The organism is Candidatus Hydrogenedentota bacterium, from assembly GCA_019637335.1.
Classification (GTDB): domain Bacteria; phylum Hydrogenedentota; class Hydrogenedentia; order Hydrogenedentales; family JAEUWI01; genus JAEUWI01.
The window spans coordinates 209,540-230,663 of the sequence record JAHBVV010000006.1 but is presented as its reverse complement, the minus strand read 5'-3'; the positions used below and the strand labels follow the sequence as shown (position 1 = coordinate 230,663).

Annotated in this window: 14 protein-coding genes; 8 read left to right on the top strand and 6 right to left on the bottom strand. The window is 62.2% G+C overall.

The window, feature by feature from the left end:
• Window positions 1-89: 89 nt before the first annotated feature.
• Window positions 90-2,825, bottom strand: a complete 2,736-nt coding sequence (locus KF886_09875; protein MBX3177658.1) for a hypothetical protein — start codon at window positions 2,823-2,825, stop codon at window positions 90-92.
• 158 nt (window positions 2,826-2,983) lie between these two features.
• Here KF886_09875 and KF886_09870 point away from each other — a divergent pair, with 158 nt between their 5' ends.
• The 4 genes from KF886_09870 (at window position 2,984) to KF886_09855 (ending at window position 8,146) form a co-directional block, all read left to right on the top strand.
• The gene (locus KF886_09870) at window positions 2,984-3,589 is read left to right on the top strand and encodes a hypothetical protein (protein ID MBX3177657.1); all 606 of its coding nucleotides are present in this window, start codon (window positions 2,984-2,986) and stop codon (window positions 3,587-3,589) included.
• 76 nt (window positions 3,590-3,665) lie between these two features.
• Window positions 3,666-4,526 carry a sugar phosphate isomerase/epimerase gene (locus KF886_09865; GenBank protein MBX3177656.1) on the top strand — a complete coding sequence of 287 codons (861 nt, stop codon included), beginning with the start codon at window positions 3,666-3,668 and terminating at the stop codon, window positions 4,524-4,526.
• Between the two features lie 28 nt (window positions 4,527-4,554).
• A complete protein-coding gene (locus KF886_09860; GenBank protein ID MBX3177655.1) occupies window positions 4,555-5,094 on the top strand; it encodes a hypothetical protein in 540 nt (179 codons plus the stop codon).
• Between the two features lie 589 nt (window positions 5,095-5,683).
• Window positions 5,684-8,146, top strand: a complete 2,463-nt coding sequence (locus KF886_09855; protein MBX3177654.1) for a hypothetical protein — start codon at window positions 5,684-5,686, stop codon at window positions 8,144-8,146.
• A 451-nt stretch (window positions 8,147-8,597) separates the two neighbouring features.
• On the opposite strand, the gene KF886_09850 is transcribed toward KF886_09855, so the two are convergent.
• Window positions 8,598-10,199 (bottom strand): peptide chain release factor 3, encoded by a 1,602-nt coding sequence (locus tag KF886_09850; protein MBX3177653.1) that lies wholly within the window; start codon window positions 10,197-10,199, stop codon window positions 8,598-8,600.
• 288 nt (window positions 10,200-10,487) lie between these two features.
• On the opposite strand from KF886_09850, the gene KF886_09845 reads away from it, so the two are divergent.
• Entirely contained in the window at window positions 10,488-10,928 is a 441-nt protein-coding gene (locus KF886_09845) for a hypothetical protein (GenBank protein MBX3177652.1), read from the top strand.
• 340 nt (window positions 10,929-11,268) lie between these two features.
• Window positions 11,269-12,015 (top strand): hypothetical protein, encoded by a 747-nt coding sequence (locus KF886_09840; GenBank protein ID MBX3177651.1) that lies wholly within the window; start codon window positions 11,269-11,271, stop codon window positions 12,013-12,015.
• Window positions 12,016-12,097: 82 nt separating this feature from the next.
• Here KF886_09840 and KF886_09835 read toward each other — a convergent pair whose 3' ends face one another.
• Entirely contained in the window at window positions 12,098-13,426 is a 1,329-nt protein-coding gene (locus KF886_09835) for a DegT/DnrJ/EryC1/StrS family aminotransferase (GenBank protein ID MBX3177650.1), read from the bottom strand.
• 568 nt (window positions 13,427-13,994) lie between these two features.
• On the opposite strand from KF886_09835, the gene KF886_09830 reads away from it, so the two are divergent.
• Together KF886_09830 and KF886_09825 are read left to right on the top strand one after the other, a co-directional pair.
• On the top strand, window positions 13,995-14,465 hold the full coding sequence (locus KF886_09830) for an IS3 family transposase (GenBank protein MBX3177649.1): 471 nt from the start codon (window positions 13,995-13,997) through the stop codon (window positions 14,463-14,465).
• Window positions 14,466-14,964: 499 nt separating this feature from the next.
• Window positions 14,965-15,714 carry a hypothetical protein gene (locus KF886_09825; GenBank protein ID MBX3177648.1) on the top strand — a complete coding sequence of 250 codons (750 nt, stop codon included), beginning with the start codon at window positions 14,965-14,967 and terminating at the stop codon, window positions 15,712-15,714.
• A gap of 76 nt (window positions 15,715-15,790) precedes the next feature.
• On the opposite strand, the gene KF886_09820 is transcribed toward KF886_09825, so the two are convergent.
• The 3 genes from KF886_09820 to KF886_09810 all read right to left on the bottom strand — a co-directional run bounded on the left by KF886_09820 (window position 15,791) and on the right by KF886_09810 (window position 21,022).
• Window positions 15,791-16,657, bottom strand: coding sequence for a hypothetical protein (locus tag KF886_09820; GenBank protein ID MBX3177647.1), 867 nt, complete (start codon window positions 16,655-16,657; stop codon window positions 15,791-15,793).
• Entirely contained in the window at window positions 16,654-18,093 is a 1,440-nt protein-coding gene (locus tag KF886_09815) for a toll/interleukin-1 receptor domain-containing protein (protein ID MBX3177646.1), read from the bottom strand. The genes KF886_09820 and KF886_09815 overlap by 4 nt, the downstream gene beginning before the upstream one ends.
• A 241-nt stretch (window positions 18,094-18,334) precedes the next feature.
• Window positions 18,335-21,022 (bottom strand): valine--tRNA ligase, encoded by a 2,688-nt coding sequence (locus tag KF886_09810; GenBank protein ID MBX3177645.1) that lies wholly within the window; start codon window positions 21,020-21,022, stop codon window positions 18,335-18,337.
• Between the last annotated feature and the right edge of the window lie 102 nt (window positions 21,023-21,124).

Here is a 21,124-nt window from a genome sequence, read left to right as displayed (position 1 = left end):
GTCTCGGCCCGCAACGGCCAAGTTTCCAGAATTCTAGCATGATCCGCCCGCGCCGCACGAACGGAAACCCCGCGTTGAGCCGGGCCGCCTTAATCCGGCAACACACCCAGCATCGTGCGCCCTTCCCACCCCGCCTGGGACACCGCGTACTCGCCGCCATCGCGTTCGGATTCCGGGCGGTACACCAATCCGCGAAAGCGCCGCGGGTGCGCCGGCTTCATTTCCGCCAGCTGCGCGACATTCAATGGATTGCTCCGCGCCGCGCCCAACGTGCCGAATCCAAACTGGTCGAAATAGCGGATGCCCTGCTCCACACGCCAGACATCGTAGTAGGAATTGCTCCGGTAGTGCCAGTCAATCACCGTAATGTCCCGCGGCAGGTACTCCGGGGCCTTCAGCGCGTCAAGCGCCAGCGCCGACTGCATCGGATTGAAATGATCCCCCCAAATGTACACCGTGGCCTTCCGGTCCAGCTTCCGCACAATGTCGAAGCCCTTCTGCACCGCGTCCGCCAGGATCAAGTCATTCGGCAGCTCCCGGTCCAGGCAGCGGCTGTCCCGGTTCAGGTAGCCCGCACCCGTGTGGCCCAGGTGCGCGCCGCGCGGTTGAAGGTATTCGAAGATATCTCCGAGCACCCGCTCCGCGATCAGCCACGTCTCCGAATCCGATGGGCACGCCGCCGCGGTCGGAGCCAGCGACCGATCCACAAGATCCGCCGATACCAGGATTTTCTCGCCCGTCTGCACCGGGGCCTGACCCTTGAGTTGGATGACCGGAGGCGACAGGGAGTGGATCTCGTAATCCCGATCCAGCCGGAGAATCTTGTATCCCTTCTCCGTGCGCAGTCGCGGCCGCGTCGTGGCCGCGTTGATCAACCGGTCGTAGGGAAGGTTCAGCCGCCGGAGGCTATCCACTTCAACCGCCAGCTCCTCGTGGTAGACGCCCTCCAGCAGGTTCGGATCGATCCGCGCCGCCAGCGTGTCCGCCCCGAAGGTCTCTACCAACGGGATCGGCTCGATGAAGCGCGCGCGGCAGTACGCATACGCCGACACCAGCATGGGCTGGATCTCGCTGTCCTCCAAATCCGGATACAGCGGCGAAGCCAGAAAAAGCGTGTTGTAGCGAAGCCGCGCCAGGTGATCAACCCAGTCGCGAAAAGCGTCGTCGAACGCGTCGAGCGTGTACACCGCCGCCCGCGTCTCATACAGAGGCGCGTCGATGATCGTGCCCCCCGCCAGCGAACGCTGGTTCGACGCCGAAATCGGCGTCTGTCCGATGAGCTGCAGGAAGGTGTCGAGGCCATAGTAGGCGCCCGCCGCCGTCCGCCCCGCAATGATGGCGCCGCCGCCGTCAAGGCGGATCGCGTATCCCTCGGCGGCCTCGGGAACCAGCTCCAGCAGCGAAGCCGAGTCTTCCGGCAGCGCAAGCGCTTCCCCGCCGGGGACCGCATCCCCGGGTGTCATCGCGATCACGCGCACAACATGCGCCGCCGGACCGGCGTCAAGGGGGCCCGTCAGCTCCGCCCACGACGCCGCAAGAGACGTTTCCAGTCCCTCGGCGAACAGGCCGGGGGCAATTTGCAGCGTCCAGTTGCCGCCGATATCCACCTGCGCGTGACCGCTCGTGCCAAACTGCCGCGGGGCCGGGAAAAGCCGCGCGTACGGCGGAGCGTCCGGCCCAATCGCAATCGAAGTCTCAATCGCCTGGGTAATACCCGTCTTCAGCCGCCGGTAGGCCCGAGGCTCCCCGCCAAAAGCCTGGTGCGCGTCCAGCCGGACGATGCTCGACACCAAATCCGCAATCGCCTCCGCCGGACGGCTCTCCGGCGTGGACGGCTGGCCGGGGGACACGAGCGCCTGCACTTCCGCCCGTAAATCCCCGCGATACAGCATTCCCGGCACAACAATCCGTCCGCGAAAGGGCCAGAGCACCGCCCCCTCAAGCCGGTACTCGTTTTCAGGGTAATCGCTGAACGGCAGGGCGACCGGGTGGCACAGCGGAGCCTCGAAACGCGCCACCGCGTTGCCCTCCAGATCAAACACGGTAATGCGCGCCTCGGGAAGTTCCGCGATATTGCCGATTACCGTCGGATCGCCCAGCGTCAGCGCGAAGCCCGTCTCGTTCAGACGATAATCGAACCGCAGGACCTGGTTGAGGCGGGTGATCACCTCCTTCTTGGCGTGCTCATTGCTCACGGGGCGCATCATGAACCCCCAGCGCCCTTCGCAATTGTCCAGCTTCACCAAAATCTGGTTGCGGCCCGACTGGAGCGGGAGCCGCAGGTAGTGTTCGTCCGGGCGGATGTAACGCCCCGTGTGGTAGCGAAACACCTCCTGCCCGTTCACCCAAATTCGGATACCGTCATTGCTCCCCACGCTAACCAGGCGATCCTCCGCCGCGTCCGCATCGATCCAGCAGACCGCGTAACCCGTCTGATACGCGGCGGGGGAGAGGTAATCGTCGAAATAGATGCGGTCGCCCAGCGCCTGAACCCCCGTCCAGCGCCGGTAGCTATCGTCCGGACCCGGTACCTCCAGCCGCTCCTGCGGCGCGCATCCGGTCTCTCCGCCGATCGGAACCAGGTAGTCCGTGAAGAACCCCGTGCACCCCGCGTCGTGCAGGCACGCCCCAAGCCCCCCATCGTCCACCGGATTCGGAAAAGGCCCGCAGATCAGCCAGTTCCGCAGAAAAACCCCGTCTTCCAGCGCCTCCGCCCGATACGTCCAGGGCGCGCCCCCCGTTTCCGCGCGCGATACCGGCGCCAGGAACAAGGCCCCCGGAAGCGCCAACGCCGCGAGCAGCAATCGAAATGATTTCGTCATCATTGCTTGTAGCGCTGCCCTCGTATGGCCCTGGTTGCGTTCCGAAATTGCCAGCCACTATGATGCCTCACACTCTATAGCGCCTGTGGTCGCCGCGTCAAGCCATCCGCCGGGGACCCCGCGCGCTATATATGCCAATACATGTCCGGGAACCGATTCGCATGATCTTCATTTGCCCCCACTGCGAGGAGCATCTCCAAATCCGCCCCCAGTTTCTCGGGTTTCGCGGCTACTGCAAGAAATGCGGCGGGCGCATCGCACTCATCGGAAGCCGCAATATCCTCACCGCACAGCTCGCCCAGAAGCTCGGCCCGCGGGAATTTCACACCCCGAACCCCGAGCCCGAAGGCCCCGGCTACGTCGGCGGCGGTATCGAGGCCGCCCTCGACGGTATCTCCGACTGGGACGACGAGGTCGTAACCGATTTTGAGGACGCCTCCGAAGCCGAGGCCCCGCCGACCCCCGAACAGATCGCCCGAATCCGCGATCTCGGGGCCACCGAGGCCCAGATCGCCCGTGTCGCCACCAAGGGCGACGCCGTCCGCCTCATCGAAGTCTTGCAGCCGCCGCCGACCCGCGAACAACTCGAAATCCTTCGAGCCTACGGGGTAACCGACGACGAGCTGACGTTTCTTACAACCGCCGGTGTCGCCCAGGCCATGATCGACGAATACGAGTCCGACAACGACGCCTCCGCCGAAGATGAGGAGGAAGAGGATATGGACGCCCTTGAGGACTTCGACGACCTGATGGGCGACAGGCCTTGAACGGGTGCCCCCACGCGCGGGAAACTGGGAGCCAGGCGCCCGGGGAGTCCGCGAAACGGAACAGGAGAGAAAGTCCATGAAGCCATTGAATTACGCCGTCCACGCTTACGCCTGGACCAATAGCTGGAGCAACGACACCCTCGACATCATCGACCGCGCCAATGGGCTCGGTTTCGACCTCGTCGAGGTGCCCCTGATGGAAATCGAAAAAGTCGACGCCGGGGCCATCCGCGATCGCGCCCGGGCGGCGGGAATGAACCTCTGCACCTCCACCGCCTGCGGCGAGGCCACCGACCCCACCGCGGAGGACGGCGCTGTCCGCGCCGCCGCCCTGGACTACCTGAAGCAGTGCATCGCCGCCACGGCGGACATGGGAGCCACCGTGTTCACCGGCGTCACCTATTCCGCCATAGGCGGGAAGATTACGGGACGCCCCGGCGAGGAGTACTGGGACCGCGCCGCCAGCGTCCTGCGGGAGGCCGCCCGGTTCGCGGCCGACCGGGGCGTCATTCTCGGCATCGAAGCCATCAACCGCTACGAAACCTTCCTTATCAACACCGCCGACCAGGCCCTCGCCCTGATGGACCGCATCGGCGAACCCAACGTCCGCGTCCACCTAGACGCCTACCACATGAACATCGAGGAAAACGACTTCTACCACCCCGTCAGGAAAGCCGCCCCCTGGCTCTGTCACGTGCACCTCAGCGAAAGCCACCGCGGAACCCCGGGGACCGGCACCGTCGATTGGGACGCCATCTACCGCGCCCTCGGCGAGTCGGGCTACCAGGGCATCGTCGGGCTCGAATCCTTCGAGAGCGTGTCGCCAGCCATGGCCGCCGCCACCTGTATGTGGCGCTCCCTCGCCGAGTCCAGCGACCAATTGCTCGGAGACGGCCTGCGCTACCTCAAGTCCCTCGAAGCGCGCTATTACACTTGACCGGCGCCCGCCGGGAGAACCCTGGAACATGCTCCAATTCATATGCCCCAATTGCAGGCAGGTGCTGCGCGTAGCCCCCAAATACCTCGGCCAGCGCGGCCAGTGCAACAAATGCGGCCAGAAGATCGCCCTCATCGGGAGCAGCAGCAATCCCGCCCCCCAGATGGCCAGCCGCGTCGAGAATACCGCCCGCGGGCCCGCCGGCGCCCCCGCAACCGAGGCACAGAAGGAGTATCTCCGGCGGCTGGGCGCCAGAGAGTCCGAAATCGTGAGCCTGGATCGCGCCGCGGCGTCTGATCGCATTGATGCGCTGCGCCGCTTCCACCAGACCCAGGCCCCCGCCACCCCCAAACAGATCGCGCACCTCGAACGGCTCGGAGCCTCCGCCGCCCGTATCCAGCAGGTCGTCAGCCAGGCCGACGCCTCCGCCCTCATTGAGGCCCTCCACCTGCGCCCCACCCCCATGCAAATTGATTTGCTCCACAAACTCGGCGCCACCGGAGCCCAAATCGCCCGCCTCAAAAACAAGGCCGAAGCCTCCGAACTCATCGAACAACTCGAAGAATAACCCTGCCCATCCCGGCAATCCAGGCTCTCAGACATTCCCGAGAAAAAGGATCGCGGACATTCCGCGGCAACCTGAGCTCACCCCCAAGAGTTCCCCTACTCCAACAAGACCACCTCGAAAGGAAAGTGGCACAGGCGTCCCGCCTGTGTACCGCGCCGAAGGGCGCAAAGGTAGGATAGCCGTCCCGGCTGTCCAAAGCGCCGAAGGCGCGCCAGGATCGCGGACATTCCGCGTCAAAACAACCGACAAAACTCGAAGCACCCTTCACCCTTCACCCTTCACCCTTCTCACTTCACCCTTCTCCCTTCCCTCGCCACCCGGAACTCGTTCCCACGGTCCCCCGTGGGAATGCATACCGTTCCGCTCAGCGGAACAATCCCCACACAAAACCCAAATCCCCCATAATTTCTCGTTTACAATTCCACCAATTCGGTCCATAATATTAGTAGACAACGTCGCGCGCCCATACGCGCGACCACCGATCCAGGCGGCGCGGGGAAGCCTGGGGCGGGCTGGGGATTCGCCTGCCGCCATGGGGTCTGGGATCCGTTTCTGACTGCTGCGAAGTATCGCAGTCGAGGAGATCGCCATGGCGCCCCGTCCTGCCGCGCACTTCTTCACGCGCGAACACCACCCCCATTTCCATCTCCCCATTTCCCTGCGACACCCGCATCTCGCGCCCTGGCTCGTGCGCCTGCTCGTGATCCTCCTGGCGTTCCTCTTCCTGGCGCTCGTCTGCGGCCCCGCCTACAGCGCCGAGACCGCGCCCCTGCTCCGAAGCGGACACTACACCCAAATCAGCGATGTCGTGGCCAACGATTACCGCATCCTCGATTTCCACATGTCGGGCGACGGCGAGTGGGTCGTCTTTCGGACGCAGCAGAACGCTGAATTGATCCAGACCCTGCGCCTCATGCGCACCGACGGAACCGGCGAAGTCGTACTGTTCTCCGGGCCGGTATTCAACATCCCGCTGCTGTACGCCACATACGGCATTTCCGACGACGGTTCGCGCGTCGTCTACGCCATCGGGGAGAAAGACTACGGGAGGCCTTCCGATACAATCCGCCGCTATGATCGCGCGTCGGGTATGACCGAAGATGTCCTCTCCCAAATCTCTCACACCGCCTACGGAGAGACCAACCTCCTGGACCTCAATCTCTTCACCGCCCGACAGAACTTCGCGCTCTCCGGAAACGGTGAGGTGGCCCTGTTCATTAACCGCTTCGGCCCCTACGGCGGCTCCTCCGACCCCGAAGCACCGCCCGCCTCGGGATTCACGGTCTACGCCGTTGAAATCGATTCGGGAGCCTACACCCCGATGCAGGAAGCCGCGCGTCTACAGGAGATCCCCGGCATCGCGCCAACCGCCGTCGAAGTCACCGCCGCCGGTGGCGTACTCGCCATCGACCACGCCGCGACCGTCGCCCTCATCCCCGTCGGCGGGAATTACCCCTCGGCCAACAACCCCGCAAGCCTGCTGCTAAAAGACCCCCGGACCCCCGCGGGCGACGCGTCCGTCCTGACGAACCTGAACGGGATGAGCTTTCGCGGTCCGAGCATTTCGGACGACGGATCGACCGTCGCCTTCTGCCGCTGGGCCGGGACCGCGCCGGATCCCCAGGGCCTGCTTGTGGCCCCGCTCGATGACATCGACAACCCCATCCTGGTCGACCCCGGCGTGCCCGGGGCGGGCCGCTGGCCCACGAATCCAGACTTGAGCGGCGACGCGACAGCCACCTCGCATCAATTCGACATCGGCGGCGGCAGCAACCCAACCATCCGGTGGGCCGCCGCGGACGGCTCGGGCGTCGTCCCGCTGAGCCTCGCCGGGTTCACGGTGGGCAGCCCGCTATCCGCGATTTCCGCCGACGGCCAGCGCGTGCTCTTCGTCGGCGGGATCCGCCATGGCGCGGACTACCCTCCCGGAGACCTCCTCGTCATGGATTTCGGCGATGGCGCCCCCGCGGTCACCGGCCTGACGGGCGATCCCCGAATTACCCTCATTCGCCAGGAGCGCGCGACCGCGCAGATCGTGGATACCTGGTTCTTCACCGCGACCGGATCCGACATTACCCGGATCTACCCGTACATCTACAGCCCGGTGAACGGCGTGGACCCGGGCGGCGTCGTGGGCCTCACCACGGCGGATTTCGCAATCTTCGACAATGGCGTAGTCCCCGACCTCGTCGCGGGGGATGGCGTCTTCACCGACGGCGGCATATGGGCGCAAGGACCCGCCGCAATCGGCCCCGTCACCGTCCGCGCGACCGTGACCGCTTCCAATGGCGCGGCCGGCTTCGCCGATTTCCAGGCCGCTGTCCGCGAAAACGTAATCCCGATACCGGACTTCACCGCGGAACCACGCGCCGGCGCCGCACCGCTGACCGTGACCTTTCAGAACGCCACCACCGGCGACGTGATTGGCGCCCTGTGGGATTTCGACAATAGCGGCAGCATTGACGCGGAAAACCCCGAAGGCCCCATCACCTTTACCTTCAACAATCCCGGCGAATACGCCAGCCGCATCGTGGTAACCGGGATTCTCGGCGTCTACACCGAAATCAAGGAGGCCTTCATCACCGTCACGGAGGCAGCGGAAGGAGAGGGAGAAGGTGAAGGAGAGGGAGAAGGTGAAGGAGAGGGTGAGGGAGAAGGTGAGGGAGAAGGTGAGGGAGAGGGTGAAGGAGAAGGTGAAGGAGAGGGTGAAGGTGAAGGAGAGGGTGAGGGTGAAGGTGAAGGAGAGACCCTGCCCGAAATCGCGCAGCAACTGCTGGACCATTTCGCAACGGCCGACTTCGATGCTAACGGACTGTTGAACTTCGGCGAGGCCCAGGCCGCGGCAAGCAACCTGACGGCGGCCATGTTCAATCAGATCGACACCAACAACGACGGTCAGCTCTCCCAGGAAGAACTTCGCGCCGCCGCCAATCCGCCCGCGCCCGGCTGCGCCTGTCCACAAGGCCCCACCGGCATCAAGGACCTCCGCCAGCGCGCCAGCGACCTCTTCCTGCTCGGACTTTCCCTCATTACCCTGACACTATGGAGATAAGGGGGACTGGCTCCCGCGAAAAAATAACCTTCGCCGCGAAAGCGTTCCAACCACCTTGAATTCGCGGGTGCCTGTACCCCCAGGGAAATGTGTCCCCAGGGACTGCGGCGCCCCATCACCCCACGTACCAACAGCCCGCACACGACCCAAAGCGACCCCAACCAACGCACGACACAGCCAACCGGCGCGGCTGTCCCGTCGCCGACCGAGCTCCGCGGCTCCGCCGCAAAGGCTTGAGCGTGAGCGACTCCAGTACATCGCCAACAGTCCGGGTCAGTATTTCAGCCTTAACGGGTGACGCGAAGCGTCATGTGTCCCCAGGAATTGCGGCGCCCCATCACCCCACGTACCAACAGCCCGCACACGACCCAAAGCGAGCCGAACCAACGCACAACACTGCCAACCGGCGCGGCTGTCCCGTCGCCGACCAGGCATCCCCCCAAACGTCCCCCTACGCGTCAAACGGCAGTTTCGCCAACGGCACGTCCGCATTCTTCTCCATGAAGTAATTCAGCCCCCAGTTCGTCTCAAACAACAGCACCGCCCGCTCGTGCCCGTCATACGCCCGCTTCACCCCCGGCGGAATCGGGACCTTGTCCAGATCCACCTCCGGATGCACCCACCGCGTCTGGGTCCACGGCGCATGCTGGAGACGCGTCTCCGCGCCATACTCGTCCTGCAGCCGATACTGCACAATCTCGAACTGAAGCGGGCCCGCGGCGCCGATCAACGGAACATTCCGCGCCGCGTCGTGAATCCGGTAGCGCTGATACACCCCCTCCTGCAACAACTGGTCCAGCCCCGTGCGGAAACGCTTCGCCTGAGACGGCTGCGTATTCTCGATATACGTAAAGCACTCCGGCGCAAAGAACGGGATCTCGTCAAACGCTACCCCATTCTCCTCCGCCAGCGTGTCCCCGATCGCGAAAAGATTGTTGCCCACAATCCCCACCACGTCCCCGGCGTACGCTTCCTCAATCGTCTCCCGGTCCTGCCCGAAAATCTTGCTCGCGTTGCCCAGCCGAACCTTCCGCCCCGTGCGCGTGTGGATTACGTTCATGTTCCGCTCGAACTTCCCCGAAACCACCCGGATAAACGCTATGCGATCGCGGTGGTTCGGGTCCATGTTCGCCTGGATCTTGAACACAAACCCCGAAAACGCCTTGTGTTGCGGCGTGATCGCCCCGTTCGTGGCGCTCCGCCGCGGCGCCGGGGGAGCGGAATACTTTAAAAACCCGTCCAGCAACAGCTGCACCCCGAAATTGTTCAGCGCGCTGCCAAAATACACCGGCGTCGTCTTCGCATCCAGCACATCCCGCGGGTCAAACGTCGCGCCCGCGCCCTCCAGCATCTCCACCTCCTCGCGCACCGCCTCGTAAAGCGCCGGGTTCAGCTGCTTGCGCACAAACTCATCGTCCAGGCCCGCCGTCTGCACCGGAGCCCGGTGCGCGCCGCCGCTTGTCCGCTCAAAGATGTGCGCCATCTTCGTCTGCCGGTCCCACACCCCCCGGAACTCCGGCCCATTGCCCAGCGGCCAGTTCACCGGATACGGCGCAATCCCCAACTGCCGCTCCAGCTCGTCCAGCAACTCAAAGGGATCCCGCGCCGGGCGGTCCATCTTGTTGATAAACGTAAAAATGGGCACCCCCCGGTGACGGCACACCTCGAAAAGCTTCAAGGTCTGCGCCTCGATGCCCTTACCCGCGTCAATCACCATAATCGCCGCGTCCACCGCCGTCAGCACCCGGTACGTATCCTCCGAGAAATCCTGGTGACCCGGCGTGTCCAGCAGATTCACCCGGTAGCCGTTGTAATCAAACTGCAGCACCGTCGAGCTGATCGAAATGCCGCGTTTCCGTTCCAGTTCGAGCCAGTCCGACGTCGATTGCCGCTGGTTCTTCCGCGCCGTCACCGATCCCGCCAGGTGCACCGCGCCGCCATACAGCAGGAATTTCTCCGTTATTGTCGTCTTGCCCGCGTCCGGGTGCGACACAATCGCAAAGGTGCGGCGGCGGGCGACTTCATGGGCCAGGGCGCCAGGGGCGGATGACATGGGGCATTCTCCAATGGGGGCATAGCGTGGGGGAGAGGGGAATCAGCACAGACAGCGCGCAGGCGCGCGCCCGAAACTCAAATCGGCGCGGAACCAGCCAGCCAGAGCCCGTCCGGGCGTGGGGCAAGTATAAATCGCGGGTGCTGCATGCCCGAATTGTACTCGCGATACCCCCATCCGGTCAACAACAGACTCGGCCTCCATTTGAAAAACCACACGCAAACGCCGTAAAGTCCTGGAAGGTGGCAAGGGCCTTTCAGCAGTGGCCCTCCTGAGGAGAATCAGGACGTGAGTCTCGATTACAACACATCCCGAACCGTGTCCGGCGTGCGCCGCGGCGCGTGCGCGGCATGGGGCGTTTCGGGCTTCCTGGTGCTCTTCTACATACTTGCGTCGTGCCGGGCCCTGATTCCCGGCCTGTGTGCAACGCAGGCGGCGATGGATGCGCATTGCGGCCCGACCGGGGGGAGCACCCCCGCGCCCGCCGGTATCTGCTGCTACATGCCGCCGGATGACGATGGATCCAGCGCCCCTGCCCCCGATCCCGTCACGCCCGAGCAGTCGCGCTGCGCATTCTGCAACTTGCTTATAGCGAAGACGGATCCGCCGCTCTTCTTCACAGCCCCGCTTCCCGCCCCGGCCCATTTTGCCGGCGCCATACCCGTGGCGGAGCAGTTTGTCGGCGCGTTCTCCCGCGGCGCGGCCCCCAACCGCGCCCCGCCCGCCTGATACCCCTTCATACCTGCATGGGCGCCGATTGCGGGCGCTCCACATTCGCCCGCGCTTGCGCCGCATCCGGGCCGGCATTCCGCCGCGCCCTCCCCCCACCACTGCATATCGGGGCCGATGCCCCGTTTGAAGGAGTACCATGATGCCCAGAAAGGGATTTACCCTGATTGAACTGCTGGTTGTAATCGCCATAATCGGCATACTCGCCGCCATACTGCTGCCCGCGCTATCCCGCGCGCGAGAAGCCGCCCGCCGCGCAAGCTGCCAGAATAACCTCAAGCAAATAGGCCTCGCACTGAAAATGTACGCCGGTGAGAGCCCCGGAGAGCGCTACCCGGCAATGGGCGTGCGCGGCTGCAACGATGATTTGTTGGTCTGGAACGCCATGTTCGACGCGGCGCGGGTATTCCCGGAATACTTGTCGGACTACAACGTGTTGGTGTGCCCGAGCAATGCCGCCGCCACGACCGCCCTGGAACTCTGGGACCAGGGCCATACCAATCACATGATGCACCAGCCCTCCCCGCTCTCCAACAACGGCATCGTGGAACCCTGCGAGGTCGTCACGCACCCGTACTACTACAACGGGTTCGCGATGAGCCAGTCCATGTGCGACGCCGCGGACCTGGCCCACAATATGTCCCACTTCAACGAGGCCGTCGGTATTTTTGCCGGCGAACTGGAACACGAATTCATGCACGGCGGCTTCGATGCCGCCTCGGCCTACGTGGATAAGGATTGGGCCTTCTTCTTCCACGGACACCATGGCGCCATCGGCAATGTGAGCACCGCATTTCGCCTGCGCGAGGGTATCGAGCGATTCTTCATCACCGATATTAACAATCCCGCCGGTTCCGCCCAGGCCCAGTCAGACATCGTCCTCGCCAGCGACACCGTCGCCCCGCATCCCAGACATCTCAACCACGTGCCCGGCGGCGCGAATGTGTTGTATATGGACGGGCACGTCGCCTTCATCCGATGGGCCGGGAACGCCCTCAGCAATGAATTCCCCATGAACGAAGCCGGCTTCGTCCTGCACTTCGGAACCATGGGTATGGCGGGCGGGGGCGGCGGCCACCACCCGTGAAGCGGGAAAGCTGACTTTCGCACAACCGCGGGCCGCCACCGGCGGCCCGCGGTCCCACGCTTCTCCCGATCGCCCCCCGCGATCAGGCCAATTCCTTCCGGTGCGCCCACACCTTCTCGAACGCCTTTACATACTGCTCCACCAATTCCGGCGCATCCTCCGTGAAATACGGCAGCGCCACCGACGTCGCGTTCGCCTGTTTCGATCCCGGCAGCTCTGGAATCTCCGGGAGATGATCCCAGAACTCCGCCTTCCGGTACAGCGGCTGCTCGTGTTGCAGGCGATACGCAAGCGGATCCGCCTGCACCCCCTCCGCCTGCAACGCCGCAATCACCCGCTCCCGCGAAACCCCCGCCTCGCCCTCATCGATAAACAGCATGTTCCACGAATAATGCAGGCGCTTCACATCCTTCCGCCCGCTCGTCTGCTCATAAAGCCCAGGCAACTGCAACAGCCGATCATTGAGCGAACGCACCTGCCGAACCCCCGCCTCGTTCCGCGTCTCCAGATGCTTCAGCTGCGTCCGCGCCAGCACCGCCGCAATCGGGTGCATCCGGAACTTCAGGCCCAGCCCCGTCCCGTTATACTGCGCATACGCGCTCTCCGCCGGCACCCCCGGAACCTGGTAATGCCCGAACGCCGTCGCCCGATCATAGTCCTCCTGCAGCTGGTACGTCCCGATACCCCCCTCGATCGCCGGCAGCGGCTTCGACATCTGGTAGCTGAAAATCCCCATCCGCGCCCACGCGCCCATGTACTTGTCCTTCAGCTTCGCTCCATGCGCGTGCGCCGCATCCTCCAGCAGGATCAGACCCTTCTCCTCGCACCATTCCCCGATAAGATCGATGTCCGCCGGCAGCCCGATCCAGTGCACCGGCAGCACCGCCTTCGTCCGCGGCGTGAGGCGCTTCTTCGCGTCTTCCAGGTCAAAATTCAACGTGCGCGGATTGATATCCACAAACACCGGAACCAGCCCGAACAGCCGCATCGGCACGATCGTCGCAAAAAACGTGTAGCTCGGCACCATAATCTCGCTGCCCGGAGGCAGGTTCAGCGCGAAAAACATCGACGCCAGCACGCTCGTCCCGTTGCAATGCGCCTTCGCGTGCGGCACGCCGATAAAACTCCGCCAGTCCTCCTCCAGCCGGTCAATCGGGTCATAACCCGGCGCCCGCATCAGCTCCAGCACCGCCTGCTCATCCGCCGCGTCATACCGCGGCCAGTGCGCCGCGTCGCTGCTCGAAAGCGTCACCGCCTTCGGCCCCCCATTCAGCGCCAGCGTCTCCAGCGATCCCCGCGCCGCCGGAGCCCCCGCCAGCGTCGCCCCCGCCGCCAGCGCCCCCGAAGCCACCAGAAATGCGCGCCGCGAAGGTTTCAATGCGTTCGATTCGGAAAAATGTCGTGTCGTCATGCGAATTCCCCTTGTACTTCAATTCCCACCAGACAGGGGCCACAACCCGCGGCCCCTCAAATCGATTATAGACCCGAACCACCCACCGCACAAGAACTAAACCAACCACCACCCAACACACCAACCCTCAGAATGATCCAGGCGTGCCAAGCTCAAGCCCATGCAAGGGACGTACCGCCGCACAACACCATCCGCCACCCCAACCAGCATCCGTCCAAAACCAGCCCGTTTCCCCACCCAATCACCCCCAACGCGGGGGTATGTCCCGGCTCGGGTCACCAAGATGCGCCACGTTCCCCACCCCAAGACCCCAGGTGCGCCACGTTCCACAGCCCAAGACCCCCGGCGTGCCACGGTCAAGCCCGACAGGGCTTGCCCGTGCAAGGGACGTACCGCCGCACAACACCATCCACAACCCAAACCACCACCCGTCCAAACCCATCCCGTCTCCCCACCGCATCCACCCCAAACGCGGGGGTATGTCCCGGCCCGGGTAGCCCCAACCACCACAGGCGTGCGACGGTCAAGCCCACCAGGGCTTGCCCGTCTGCGGAATCTCGTCATATCCGTGCCAGACGCGGTGTGGTGCGCCGACATCACGTACATTCCGATGTACAGAGGCTTCATGTACCTCGTGGCGGTCATGGACTGGTTCAGCCGCTACGTGCTGACGTGGGAACTCTCCAACACACTGGAGGCCAGCTTCTGCACGCACGCGCTGGAGCGGGCCCTGGAGGGCGCCTGTCCGGCCATCTTCAACACGGACCAGGGCAGCCAGTTCACGAGCGCGGAATTCACCAGCGCGCTGCTGGAGCGGGATGTGCGCATCAGCATGGACGGGCGCGGCCGGGCGCTGGACAATGTGTTCATCGAGCGGCTCTGGCGAAGCGTAAAGTACGAGGACATCTATCTACGCGAATATGCCGACGGCCGCGCGCTGCACGATGGCCTGTCGGCGTACTTTCAATTCTACAACCACGAACGGCCTCACGCCGGGCTGGGCAAGCGGACGCCGGCCTATGTCTACCACAATGGCTGACCCCATGGAGAAATCGCGCGCTTATTTGGGCCGCTCCGCTCCGGCCTTGCCCTTCGGGCATTCCGCCTTCGGCGGAAACGGCCTCCGCTCCGCGGCCCAAATAAGCGTTCCCCTCGGGGGGCATTGCCCCAACCCCGGGGGGACTGCTACGATGTCCGGAGGTAGACCGTATCTGCCACCGTACTAGGACATCTTAATTTAACCCGGTACCTGTCGAAGGATGGGGGTAAGCTCAGCCGTCCTCAACGCAGATACACTGGCCGCAATGGATGAGCTCAATCAGGGCGGCGGAATGTAGTTTGAGGCAACCGACGATTTCTACCGAGACCTGGGCCTGTGGCCTGTGTACGAAATCAGTAGATCGACACATTTAAAAAGGGATGTTCGACGCTGTAGGTACTCGGGCTGGTCGAAGTAGTGGGACGCTCTAATTCTGCCCATATTGCGCGACGAGCGATGAGTAGCGCCAAAAAGTCAACAGCTCGGAGAATCATAAAAAATGCAGGGAAAGAAGTACCTGGAACTGGTGGATGCATACCGTGCAAGCAGAGGCTTCCAAATCTATACACTCAAGCAAACGATTCAGGTCTCGTTCAGCACTTTCAGAGTAAACTTCGTCGAACTCGAAAGGCTCCTGCAAAAACACTCCAGATTCGACCCGCGATTTCACGGAGTATTAAATCGTGATAAACTCCAAGTGGACTTTATCGAGATTATTCGCCTGCTCCACAACTATTGCGCATCAGTGATGTCACTAGTTGAACACACCCGCCGTGTGGCGAGAGAAATATTGCCTGCGGATGCACTGAAGACCTACCAAAATGAAATAGATCTTCGTTTCAAGCAAAGCCCACTACACTGCTTTCTCCAAGACCTTCGCAACTATTTTCTGCATCATTCCAACCCTCCTGTTGCGCACGTGATACGCTATGCATCCACTGAGAGCGCCGGTGCCGGCATCGAACTTCCAAATAAGTCACTTCTCGAATGGAAAAATTGGAACAAAGCGTCACGAGACTTCATTTTGCAGCAGAATAACGGAATCCTCCTGGAGGTGATCGTTACAAAATACACTGCGAATGTTGATGAGTTCATGCGGTGGCTTGACGACCACATTGAAACCGTATGCAAGCCGGAGCTAGACGAGTTGTGGCAAAAACACGATGAATGGGCCGATTTTTGCAAGAGCGAGGGAATTCCCACGACGCACGCTGAATTCCAAGAGGCTGCCGAGAAGGGAATCCTTTAAGAAATGTACCGAATTTTGGAATTCTGAAGAGACAACTAAGGGAAGCGCCAAATGGGTTGTCAACGATCTTCACAGGCTAATCACTGGCGCTTACGTGAATGTGGAAGCCCTCATCTTCGCTAGCTATCTCGCGAACGAGCGCCTGACAGATGAGGGGATAAGGAACGACACGAATGTCGTGTTTGCTATCCTCACGTTGCACCAAGTTCTCAATCCGTTCACCTTCGACGTCAGTCGGCAGAGAGAAATTATCATGAAGTCGATCCATCAACTCTTTGTCGAACGAACGGACGCTCTTCGTCTTGTTGACCAAGTTTCTCGCAGCGCCACCGGTTGTCTCGAAAGCGTAAATCCGACTGTTGGAACAGACTTCCCTGAATAGCTTTGCTTCTTCTTCTACCCCCTCCATACCACCGATGCAAATCATGGCGATTGGACTCGTCCGCTCAAGCATTTCACGACGCATTCTCGTCAGCGACAGCGTACATTGAGGTTCGCTGCGAAGCTCCGGGTTGAAGCGCTCATTTGCTACAGCCGGTATCCACTGCACTCCGGCAAAGCCTCGACGGAAAAGCTGCCAAGACTCATCCGGGAGATAGCCGCGGAATGCCTCCGACTGAAAGATTTGGATCAACTCAGTTCGCTCTCCATCGTTGTGTCGAACATGAGCTGAATGTTCGTCGCCTTCGGGAGATCGTGACAAGGCATATTCAGCCGCAACTAGCCCCACCAGAGGAGATATCGAGGGATGGCCGCCGAATACGAGGCGGCCGTCTTCTGCCAGCACAGCACGAGTGAGACTGACCACCGCTTCTTCTATTTGTATCTGCGCGTCTTGAATCGTCTGAAACTGATTACTTCGCTCAGACCTTGGGACACTGGCGGAAAGAAACACCGTTTTCCCGCCAAGTCGCCGTGTATCACCAATACCGTGATCGTTCACAGTGCGCCTCCCTTCAGCGCTCTTGCCAGCTCCGCCATCTTCCCCTCGTCAAAACATCGAACACCACTTACATCGCCCAGCCAGTACACCCTCTCCTGATTCGAGGGTTCTTGAGAAGCAAGCGGCCCCACAACCAATCCGCAAGATGAAGTCAAAGAATTGGCTTGCAGATATGTATCATGAAAATCGCGTAACACTGGTGGCCGCGGCGTTAAACTAATCGAATAGTCTCTCTTCGCACTCCCGCCGCCCGTGACGTGAATCACGCCCGTAGGGCCTATACGATAGGTTGTCATACCTTCAAGGGCGAGTGCTTGACACATCGATTCTCTCATAAGTCGCCGTCTCCAGACCAGTTTGCGGCCGTGCTCGACTTTGATTATGCCGACGATATCCTTGAGCGAATTCGGGTCGAGAACTTTCCCGCAGGGTTCCAGTTGAGTTGTACCCAGGCGCAGTCGGGAGCCGTTTTCGATACCTGCTTGATCCTTTCCATCGGGCATCTGGATCGCGTATAACCCGAGACGATGTTTCACGGCGAATTCTATTTCGTAGCGCGTCCACTCTGACTGATCAAACGTTCGAGACTCGAGAACGAGCACCATGCCCTTGTCTGCCAATTCTGTGGTCAGACGGCGCTGAAAATTTAGTGCGGGCGGAACACGAAAGCGGTCCAGGAACACCTCGAAGCCTTCATGCGAAAGGGCATCAAAGAGTTGATCCGCAAGGTCTAGGGTATCGTCACGTCGATAACTTATAAAGATACGATTCTCATCGGTCGTTAAGCCGACCGAAGAAAGCACCGCCGGTACAACCTCCCTTATATCGTGGACATAGTAAACCGCATTGCTAGCAGAAAAACTAGGTCGCAAGTATTTGGAAATGCGGCCTATTACTGCTTTGGGAACAACCGGAAGCGCTACATAGGAATCGTCTCTCCTCATCCAGTGGTCAAAGCGGCTAGCCGAGGGCAGAGTTGCACTACCATCACCGATTAGAACGAGCAGTTTTTTGCAACGGTCGGTGGCGTGCGCGTGGCATTTTTCTGGATTGGGAATTGCGCCACCGCACGGGACATAAGGCGAAGAAACGCTCGGATCCAGATATTGAAGCTCCTCCCAGATGAAATCTCGCAGTTTCAGAGCGTTCCGCAGCGCCCGAGGTGTTCCATCAGTTGCCAAGACTATATAGCATGGATGAATCACCGGGATGCCTGAGAAGCCCTCACATTTGAAACTACCGTCAGATTTTTCAGTCTGGAGAACAATTTGAAGTGAATCATCCTGTGACATTCGACCTTCCATCCCTTCTGCGCGTTTCCTTGAGCTACTGGTTCCATCTTTGAGTTGTCCGTTAAAGAAAAGAACGCCACATGGTCTATGCTTTTCACCGATGAGATCATTGTCAACGACGTTACATCCGTATTCACGCAGCACTGATCGAACTCAACCGACGTCCACCGCAAGTGTCATGGACACTCATAAAATAGTATACTGCAGACAGGCCAAATATACAAGAAGGCACCATATATCGCACTTGACATGCCTCTTCCTCCACTCTTTCGATTGCCATCCAACGCACCACACTTGATTGCCTAAAAAAATGGCCTCGCAACGAGGTTGAAGGAACCGATGCGAGGCCGGGCTTAATTTGTGTTAGGCAAGGATGCCTTACCCCCTACGCCTCGGCGGGCGGCGCCATCCTCGTCTCCGCGCTCGCCAGCGCATTCTCCACCGCGCCCACGCGCACCGTCGCCGCCTCGATCTTCAGCATCCGCTGGATATCCTCCAACGTCGCCTCCAGGCCCGGCTGCGCCTTCTCCACCACGGTAAACGCCACATGCCGCACCGGCGCCGCCATGCTCACGTTGGCGTCGGCCTTCGCCTTGCGCACGGCGTCGGCCGCCGCAATCGTCACGTTGTAGGTGTCCGCGTGCGCCGGCGCGGGAACGCCCTCGAACTCCGCCAGCGACGGCCAGGGGCTCCGGTGAACCGTATTCGCCATGCCCGCGTCGCCCGCGTAGGCCCAGCTCCAGACCTCTTCCGTGATGTACGGCGTAAACGGCGCCAGCAGCCGGATGAGCGCGCGGTGAACCAGCCGCAGCGTCGTGCACGCGGAGAGCCGCCCCGGCGTCAGGCCCTCGTCGTAGGTGCGCTGCTTCGCCAGCTCCAGGTAGTTGTCGCAGAACACGCGCCAGAAATAGTCCTCTACCAGGCTCAGCGCCTGCGCGTAGTCGAACTGCTGGAACGCTCGGGTCGCCTTCTCGATCACCGGGCGTAACTCCGCGATAACCGCGCGGTCGAGCTCCGTGGTGATTTTGTCGGGCGTCATCTCCGCCGCCGGCACATCGGCAAAGCGGCCGATGGCGAACTTGCTCGCATTGAAAACCTTCGTGACCAGCTTCTTGCCCACCTTGAACACCTGCTCGTCGTACGCCGTGTCCACGCCCAGCCGCGCGCGGGCCGCCCAATAGCGCACCGCGTCCGCGCCGAACTCGTCGATAAGCGGCTCCGGCGTCACCACATTGCCCTGGCTCTTGGACATCTTCTTGCGGTCCGGGTCGAGAATCCAGCCGCTCAGCACCACATTCCGCCAGGGCACTTCGCCCTCGTGCAGATACGCCTTCACGATCGTGTAAAACGCCCAGGTCCGGATGATGTCGTGCGCCTGCGGCCGCATGTCCATCGGGAACAGCTTCGCGTGGCGCTCCCCGTCCAGCACCCATTTCGACGCGATCTGCGGCGAAAGCGAGCTCGTCGCCCACGTGTCCAGCACGTCCGGCTCACCGGTGAAGCCGCCGGGCTGATCGCGCTGCTCGGCGGCGAACCCGGCGGGCACATCGGAAAGCGGGTCGATCGGTAACGCGCCGGCGGGGGGGAGGATCCGCTGCTCGTAGCGCACCTCGCCATGCTCGTCAATGCGGTACCACACCGGAATCGGCACCCCGAAAAAGCGCTGGCGGCTCAGGCACCAGTCCTGGTTGAGCCCCTCCACCCAGTGGGTGTACCGCTTCACCATGTACTCCGGGTGCCACTGGATCTTCTGGCCCTGCGCGACGAGCGCGTCCTTCTTGTCCATGATCCGCGTGTACCACTGGCGCGTCGGCACCAGCTCCAGCGGACGATCGCCCTTCTCAAAAAACTTCACCGCGTGCGTGATCGCCTCCGCCGGACGATCAATAACGCCCTCGCGGCCCTCGGCAATCTCCAGAATGATCTTCTGCGCCTGTTTCGTGTACTTCCCCTTCATCTGGCCGTATACCGAATTGGCCGCGTCCGGGTTCAGACTCGGAACCGTCCGCGCCGCGCCCATGCTCACCACCACCTCGCGCCCGTCCTCGAGTTTCTCCAGGTGCGTGGCCTTCTCCGAAGTCTCCTCGCCCGCCTTCACAAACAGCACCGGCAGCAGGTGGCCGTCGCGCCCGATGATCTGGCGCAGCGGCAGCTTGTACGCCTGCCACCACTCCACGTCCGTCTGGTCCCCGAAGGTGCACACCATCACCACCCCCGTGCCCTTTTCCGGGTCGGCCTTCGGGTCCGCCATAATCGGCACGGGAACCTCGAAAAGCGGCGTAATCGCGTTCTTGCCCACGAACTCCCGGTAGCGCGCGTCGTCCGGGTGCACCAGCACCGCCACGCACGCGGGCAGCAGCTCCGGTCGCGTCGTCGCAATCACCAGCTTCGCCTCGCTGCCCTCCACGCCGAAGCGCAGGAAATTGTAGGCGCTCGGGCGCTCCTTGTCTTCCAGTTCCGCCTGCGCGATCGCGGTCTGAAAGTCCACGTCCCACATCACGGGCTTTTCGTCCTGGTAGATCTCGCCCTTTTCCAGCAGATCCAGGAAACTCAGCTGCGAGATGCGCCGCGAGTGCTCGTTGATCGTCGCGTACTCCTGCTCCCAGTCGTAGCTCATCCCCAGCCGCGTCCAGAGCTGTTTGAACGCCTTCTCGTCGTCGACGATGACCTCGTCGCACAGCTCCACGAAATTCTTCCGGCTGATCGGCGTCGGGTCGCCTTTCTTCCCGCGCGCCGCCTTGAAATCCGGGTCGTAGGGGAGGTGCGCCTCGCACTTCACGTTCAGCAGATTCTGCACCCGCCGCTCCGTCGGGAGCCCGTTGTCGTCCCAACCGATCGGGAAGAAGATGTTCTTCCCCATCATCCGCTGAAACCGCACGATGAAGTCCTGGTGCGAATAGCTGAAGAGGTGCCCCACATGCAGCGACCCGCTCACCGTCGGCGGCGGCGTGTCCACCACAAAGGTCTCCTCGCGCGACCGCGCCGGGTCCCACCGGTAGACGCCCTGTTCCGCCCAGGCGTTCAGCCAGCGGGTTTCGGATTCCTCGGGCTGGTATTTCTTCGGCAACTCCATGGAATGGCTCCTGCAATGCTCGGCCGCATGCGCGCTATGATCGAAAAAATGCGCACCCGCGCCCACCGGATTCGCCCGGCGGCCCGCGGTGGGAAGGCGGCA

Bases quoted from the DNA above. Each gene is read 5' to 3' on its own strand.
- KF886_09875 (MBX3177658.1), bottom strand. From the start codon at position 2,825: ATGATGACGAAATCATTTCGATTGCTGCTCGCGGCGTTGGCGCTTCCG.
- KF886_09870 (MBX3177657.1), top strand. From the start codon at position 2,984: ATGATCTTCATTTGCCCCCACTGCGAGGAGCATCTCCAAATCCGCCCC.
- KF886_09865 (MBX3177656.1), top strand. From the start codon at position 3,666: ATGAAGCCATTGAATTACGCCGTCCACGCTTACGCCTGGACCAATAGC.
- KF886_09860 (MBX3177655.1), top strand. From the start codon at position 4,555: ATGCTCCAATTCATATGCCCCAATTGCAGGCAGGTGCTGCGCGTAGCC.
- KF886_09855 (MBX3177654.1), top strand. From the start codon at position 5,684: ATGGCGCCCCGTCCTGCCGCGCACTTCTTCACGCGCGAACACCACCCC.
- KF886_09850 (MBX3177653.1), bottom strand. From the start codon at position 10,199: ATGTCATCCGCCCCTGGCGCCCTGGCCCATGAAGTCGCCCGCCGCCGC.
- KF886_09840 (MBX3177651.1), top strand. From the start codon at position 11,269: ATGGGCGTGCGCGGCTGCAACGATGATTTGTTGGTCTGGAACGCCATG.
- KF886_09835 (MBX3177650.1), bottom strand. From the start codon at position 13,426: ATGACGACACGACATTTTTCCGAATCGAACGCATTGAAACCTTCGCGG.
- KF886_09825 (MBX3177648.1), top strand. From the start codon at position 14,965: ATGCAGGGAAAGAAGTACCTGGAACTGGTGGATGCATACCGTGCAAGC.
- KF886_09810 (MBX3177645.1), bottom strand. From the start codon at position 21,022: ATGGAGTTGCCGAAGAAATACCAGCCCGAGGAATCCGAAACCCGCTGG.